Source organism: Siminovitchia jepli, from assembly GCF_047228825.1.
GTDB lineage: Bacteria > Bacillota > Bacilli > Bacillales > Bacillaceae_C > Siminovitchia.
In genome coordinates, this window is the sequence record NZ_JBFEGN010000153.1 from 1 (window position 1) to 4,267 (window position 4,267).

At 41.3% G+C, this 4,267-nt stretch carries 3 protein-coding genes, 2 pseudogenes and 1 other annotated feature; of the genes and pseudogenes, 3 read left to right on the plus strand and 2 right to left on the minus strand.

Annotated elements, in window-relative coordinates:
• Positions 1-243: 243 nt before the first annotated feature.
• Positions 244-917 (minus strand): annotated as a pseudogene (locus AB1L08_RS21715) (aminotransferase class I/II-fold pyridoxal phosphate-dependent enzyme); the annotation flags it as partial.
• Between AB1L08_RS21715 and AB1L08_RS21720 the strand changes: the two are divergent.
• The 3 genes and pseudogenes from AB1L08_RS21720 to AB1L08_RS21730 all read left to right on the plus strand — a co-directional run.
• Positions 908-1,258, plus strand: a pseudogene (locus tag AB1L08_RS21720) (LysE/ArgO family amino acid transporter); the annotation flags it as partial. The pseudogenes AB1L08_RS21715 and AB1L08_RS21720 overlap by 10 nt on opposite strands.
• A 157-nt stretch (positions 1,259-1,415) precedes the next feature.
• Positions 1,416-2,003 carry a lysophospholipid acyltransferase family protein gene (locus AB1L08_RS21725; protein WP_413066678.1) on the plus strand — a complete coding sequence of 196 codons (588 nt, stop codon included), beginning with the start codon at positions 1,416-1,418 and terminating at the stop codon, positions 2,001-2,003.
• Positions 2,004-2,068: 65 nt separating this feature from the next.
• A complete protein-coding gene (locus AB1L08_RS21730; protein ID WP_413066679.1) occupies positions 2,069-2,209 on the plus strand; it encodes a hypothetical protein in 141 nt (46 codons plus the stop codon).
• Between the two features lie 53 nt (positions 2,210-2,262).
• Here the strand turns inward: AB1L08_RS21730 and AB1L08_RS21735 are convergent, their stop codons facing one another.
• Positions 2,263-3,825 carry a 2-isopropylmalate synthase gene (locus tag AB1L08_RS21735; protein ID WP_413066680.1) on the minus strand — a complete coding sequence of 521 codons (1,563 nt, stop codon included), beginning with the start codon at positions 3,823-3,825 and terminating at the stop codon, positions 2,263-2,265.
• 62 nt (positions 3,826-3,887) lie between these two features.
• Positions 3,888-4,132 (minus strand) — a binding site (T-box leader).
• Positions 4,133-4,267: the final 135 nt, after the last annotated feature.

Consider the following 4,267-nt stretch of genomic DNA (forward strand, 5'->3'; position numbering starts at 1 on the left):
CGCTTGCAGGCGTTATAAATATGGCGGCCGATTTCAAGGCGTTTCTCTAATATATGAACTTGAAAAATCTCCGTTTTAAGGAATAGTTCTACGACATAGCGGGGACCTTTTTTCGCCATATTTACTCGGACATCCGAACATACATTCTATATTAATGATACAATATTTAAAAAATAAAAACAAGAGCCGATTTCTTTTTTAAACCTATGTTTCTGGCATTCATCCCGGCATTGAAATGCCGGGCCTTCTGCCAGTTGTTCGTAAATTGTTTACTAAATCGTCCTGTTCAACTGATAACATGCGCATCCCTGCCGATTGAAATGGATGAACGGAATGTAAATACGATGGCTTTTCCTGGAAAACGATCGATCCTTGTTCTAATAATCCTATGGCTATTAATTGAAGTGCTTGAAGCGCACCAGAAACGATTAACACATTTTCCGGGGCCGTTTCAATTCCCCGTTTTTTTAAATAATTACATAAAATTTCACGAAGCTTTTTACTTCCCTGCGGTGAAGAATAACCAATTGCTTTAGACTCGAGTGAAATCTCTTTTAAAGATTGTTCTATTTTTTTCGCGGGCAATAAATTCGGCGATAATTCACCTGTTCCAAGACGGATGATATGATCCTTTTGCTCAAATTCATTGATTAATTGAATCGTATGATAGTTCGTTTATACATACTTGACTCAATATACTTTTGCCAATTCGGCTGGGATCTGCTCAAATGCACATTCCATGCGTTATTCGCCACATATACGCCTGACCCCATTTTCGATTCAAGCCAGCCCTCCGCCCGCAATTCATCGAGAGCGAGCTGAACCGTACTTCGATTCACTTTAAATTGTGCCGCCATCTGGCGCTGCGTCGGGAGTTTCATTCCAACCGTCCAATCACCTCGCTCAATACGGGATTTGGAGGGCCGAACCTGCTCCGACCGGGACGAATCAAGCATTGCCAATCCAGCAACAGATCATTTTCGCACTATCGGTATCTCTATTAAACCCTCATGCCATTTTGGATACTGTTGGCGTCATTGGGACAAGCGCATTAAAATATACCGGACTGGAACAAATACTTTTTACAATTGCCTGTATTTCAGTGTCCTGGATTTGGTTCTTTGGGTTAACGGCAGCAGGCAGGATTATGAAGAAGCTGGATGGTAAAGGAAAAATAATGAACACCTTCAACAAATGTTCAGCTCTGTTTATATGGGGAACTGCCATTTATCTGATGATTGGATTAAACAGTGTGTAATAATGCTAGGGCTGCTATGTCCTTCATTATTGATCATGATAGGCCGGACGAAAATCAATTAAGCGTTTGACTCATGTATTCTTAGTTGAATATTGATTTCTTAATCTTTATAATTATTACCAGGTGCTAAAACCAGATAATGAAACAGGTGAATGATATGTATAAATTTGTTTTGACCTTCGCCACGATCATTTTTCGAATGCTGGGTAAAGTTGAGGTGAAAAATAAACATTTACTTCCATCAAAAGGGGGTTATGTTTTAACTTGTACGCATAAAGGCTGGCTGGATGTAGTCGTTCTGGGAATTTGTACGCCGCGTCCGATTCATTTTATGGCAAAGCAAGAGCTGTTTAAAAACAGGCTGATATCCCGTTTTCTTTCCCAAATCAATGCCTTTCCTGTCAATCGAGAAAATCCTTCACCAAGCAGCATCAAGACGCCTATTAAATTATTAAAATCCGGGGAAGTTGTCGGCATATTTCCCGGCGGAACAAGAACGATGGAAGATGTTTCATTAAAACGGGGAGCTGTTACGATCGCCAATTTGGCAAAGGTTCCGGTCGTTCCCGCTGCATATGAAGGGCCTGCAAACTTAAAAGAATTATGGAAAGCAAGGAAAGCAACCATCATTTTTGGAGAACCTTTTTACGTGAATACAAACAGTAAAGATGAGTTGGCAGCTTTTACAGATCTTTTATCCGGGAAAACACATTTCTTGCAAACTCAAATAAAAAAGCAGAAATAAGTTTTTCATACCCTTTGATTAGTACCAGATGATAGAACTTCATCCCAAATAAAGGAGTGTTTTTGATGAATAACGTTCGGTCCAAAGCCAGAATAACGGCATTGGGAACCTATGTACCTGAAAAAAGGCTGACAAATGAGGAAGGGGTAAATATATCTGTAATAGCCCTTCACGAAAAGATGACTCTTTTGCAGGATTTCCATTGAATAAAGCCCTCATTCATTGAAAAATGGGGGATTTGATTCATCCCCCATTGCATCTAGCCGACTGGAAGCAAATGATCAACAACAATATGATTGATCGCGTTGATAAATGCCGATGCACTTGCTTTCATGATATCCGTGTCTGTTGCTTTAGCCGTGTATTTTTCCCCTCTGAATTCCACCTGGATTTTAACTTTTCCCACTGCCTCCTTCCCTCTTGAAACACTGCTGATATGATACTCATGCAGTTGGATGTCGAGCTGGCTCATTTCCATTATGGCGGAATACAGTGCATCTATAGGGCCGGAACCGACTGCACTCCCCTCCAACATTTGCTCTCCCCTTTTCATTTTTACACTGGCTGACGGAAAGCTTGTGTTACTGATCACTTGCAAATCTATCAATTCGAAAAAGTGGTCACTAAAGTGGGCGATAGCTTGATTGTGATTTTCTGTGAAATGGTTCTCAACAATGATATATAAATCATGATGATAGACCTCTTTTTTCTTATCCGCCAATTTGAGGAAGTCTGCAAATATTTCTTCAAATTGAACATCAGTAAGGTTATCAAAACCCAACTTTTCAAGAGCATTTTTGACGGCATGGCGGCCCGATCGTGCGGTTAACACAAGTTCCATATCATCTAAACCGACTTCATGCGGGCTGATGATTTCGTAAGCATCCCTTGATTTCAATAATCCGTCCTGGTGTATACCTGAAGAGTGGGCAAAGGCGTTGTCTCCCGTAATGGCTTTATTTACTTGAACATCAAGCCCCATAAAACTGCTTACCAGCCTGGACGTATTCATGATCTCCTTCGTATTGATGTTCGTATATGCTTGATAGACAGATGGACGTGTATGGATTGCCATCACGACCTCTTCAAGCGCAGCATTCCCGGCCCGTTCGCCAATCCCGTTTATCGTACATTCCACTTTATCCGCCCCGTTTTTGATGGCAGCTAACGTATTCGCGGTAGCCATGCCCAGGTCATTATGGCAATGAACACTTAAAAGAACTTGATCATTCAAGTTTTTCAAGCGATCATTTAATTTAAAGATCAGTTCCCCAAACTCTTCCGGCTCGGCATAGCCGACTGTATCCGGAACATTAATGATCGTTGCCCCTGCCTTGACGACAGCTTCAATTGTCTTCCATAAGTATTCAAAATCAGAGCGCGATGCGTCTTCCGTGGAATACTGCACATCTGGCAAATAGTTTTTGGCATACTTGACCGCTTCCACGCCGATGTCTAATATTTGGTTTTTCGATTTGCCGAATTTCTTTTCCACATGAATGTCTGAAGTTCCTAAAACAATATGAATCAACGGATTTTCAGCATGTTTCACGCTGTTATAAACCGCATCAATATCAGATTTTACTGCTCTTGCCAACGCCGTGATCATCATGTCATCAGTATTGCCTACAGTTGCCGCAATTTCTTTCACAGCATTGAAATCACCGGTTGAAGACGCGGGGAATCCGGCTTCGATGATATCGACCCCCAACTTTTTCAGTTGCTGGGCCACTTCCAGTTTTTCATATTGATTGAGCTTGGCGCCCGGAACTTGCTCTCCATCTCTCAACGTCGTGTCAAATACCCAAATTTTTCTTGCCATTTTCAAAACACCCCTTTGATTAAATTCTTTTTAATGTAAAAAAAGCCCCGTCTCTACAAAAATATAGAGACGAGGCTTTGCTCGCGGTACCACTCTAATTGGTTAAATAAAATATCATCAACCCACTCATGTTCGGCGGCGATCACCACCTATCTTTGTAACGGCAGAAACCCGGCATCCCCTACTGAAAACTTGTTCAGGGAGCAGCTCTTGGAGGAGTTCAAAGGGAATAACTGCCGATTCTCACCAACCATCGGCTCTCTGAAAGCTTATGACACCTTCTACTATTTCCAATCTTTGCTTGAAATATTTATTTATATGCAATCATATATCGAGAAACCGAAGCTGTCAATACTAAAAGTGAATAAGCTTTTTGCGATGTTCCCTTTTTTCGTATATACCCACAAAAAGAAAGCACGCTTTCAGAGGGCGGTGACAATGA